Source organism: Pedobacter sp. (assembly GCF_045628745.1).
Classification (GTDB): domain Bacteria; phylum Bacteroidota; class Bacteroidia; order Sphingobacteriales; family Sphingobacteriaceae; genus Pedobacter.
This window is the reverse complement of record NZ_JAZQPU010000482.1, coordinates 1-1,811: the sequence shown is the minus strand read 5'-3', so window position 1 is coordinate 1,811 and position 1,811 is coordinate 1. Positions and strand designations below refer to the sequence as shown.

2 protein-coding genes are annotated in these 1,811 nt (G+C 44.0%); one reads left to right on the top strand and one right to left on the bottom strand.

What is annotated here, in order from left to right:
• The coding region (locus ACR2F7_RS17565; RefSeq protein ID WP_432714837.1) for a PhoH family protein at nucleotides 1–744 on the top strand (744 nt) is incomplete at its 5' end.
• Here the strand turns inward: ACR2F7_RS17565 and ACR2F7_RS17560 are convergent.
• A partial coding sequence (locus ACR2F7_RS17560) for a hypothetical protein (RefSeq protein WP_432714836.1) occupies nucleotides 728–1,811 on the bottom strand: 1,084 nt, incomplete at its 5' end. The genes ACR2F7_RS17565 and ACR2F7_RS17560 overlap by 17 nt on opposite strands.

The window sequence follows — 1,811 nt, the reverse complement described above, 5'->3', positions numbered from 1 at the left end:
GGCAACCATTTCTATACGCTCAAAAGTGGAAAGAAAAATGCGCTTGCTTATTTTGATGTGAAGAAGCATTCACTGTACCGCATCGACAAGCACAGCATGTTTAAAATACAACCTAAAAATGAAGAACAGGCGCTAGCCATGTATGCGCTGCTTAATCCAGCTATAAAACTGGTTACCATTCAGGGCATCGCTGGCACTGGGAAAACACTCATTGCCATAGCCAGTGCATTGGAGCAGCGGAAAAAATACCGGCAAATTTATGTTACCCGGCCCATCATTCCCCTCAGCAATAAAGATATCGGTTTTTTACCTGGCGATGCTAAATCAAAGATAGATCCTTATATGGCGCCCATCTGGGATAGCCTGCGCTATATCAAAGAGCAGTATAACTATGATCCTAAAGTGCAAAGCCAGCTGGATGATTTTGTGAGCACCGAAAAGATTGTCATTACGCCATTGGCCTTCATCAGGGGCAGAACGTTGAGCAAAATTTTCTTCATCATTGATGAGGCACAGAATTTAACTCCACATGAAGTAAAAACCATCATTTCCCGTGCCGGAGAAGATACCAAAATTATCTTTACCGGAGATATCTACCAGATTGATGCGCCCTACCTTGATGCGGAAAGTAATGGCCTTTCTTACCTTATTGAAAGTGCTAAACAACATCCCTTGTACGCGCACATCACCCTGGATAAAGGTGAAAGAAGTGATTTGGCTAATCTGGCTAACGAATTATTATAGTAGCCAGCACCGAATCTATTGCCCTGTTCTCCTCGTTTACGCTGAGCACCATTTGCTCCAGCGCATAATCTGATATTTGCCAGCCTAAAGGTAAAACCGGCCATACATTGGCTACTTTTATTTTCTTGACCCTGGGATGGATAGAAAAATAATTCCAATTGTTCTTTTTGGCTAGAAAACGGTTGATGCTATCGGCTTTTAATGTATTGCCATTGGTACTGTTAATGATGCCCAATGCTGGTGCCAAAGGTTCGTATAAGTTTTTTACACGCTCCAGGGAGTCCAAAACAGGAATGCTATTGGGCAAGGAAAGGATATTAAGCTGCACCTTTAAATTCTTAAAAGTTTGATCAAAGCGCTGCAGGGAGTCTAATACACTTTTAAAAACCGTGATGACCTGCAGGGAAGTTTCGGCACCAGAATTTTCAAGGGTGCCACCATCCATAAAATGATGCTGATCGTTAAACTTAGCGCTGGGGCTTACATAAGGAAACCTGGAGCTTACAAAAGCCACTGTGCTGATGCGCAGATCCTGGTTGGCATCTATCAAATCATGAAGTAAAATGCTGCCGGGAAAATCTTTTTGACTTAACCTCAGGGGGGCGATGATGCCTTTGTAGCCCGTGTTGATGTCGTATGTATTGGCGAATAATAAAGGAACTTCCTTTTGTGGCTTTTGCCATGCAGCAATCATGGGTAGGGTAAAATCAATTTCATAGGCAGCGGTATAGAGCTCCCAGTTTTTCTCCTGCAAGCGTGCACGGTCATCATACCAGTTTAAACCAATTAGAGACATGAGGGCATCTCGACCAAAGAGGCCCACCAGGGATGCCGTGAGGTAATCATGATGAAAAATTTGCAGGGAATGAGTAGGGTAAAAAAGCGTGTCGGTAGCCGTTACTGCTGCTGGGTTAGTTAAACGTCGTGCACATAAAAGCGACAGGCCCACACTGCCCCCTGAAACACCAGAATAAGAAAAGGCATAGTGCTGAAAGTTTGCTCGCGCCGTGTTTAGCGTTTTCTTTTCTTTTAAGCGCTGGTCCAGCCGACCGATGACCATGGTTGTC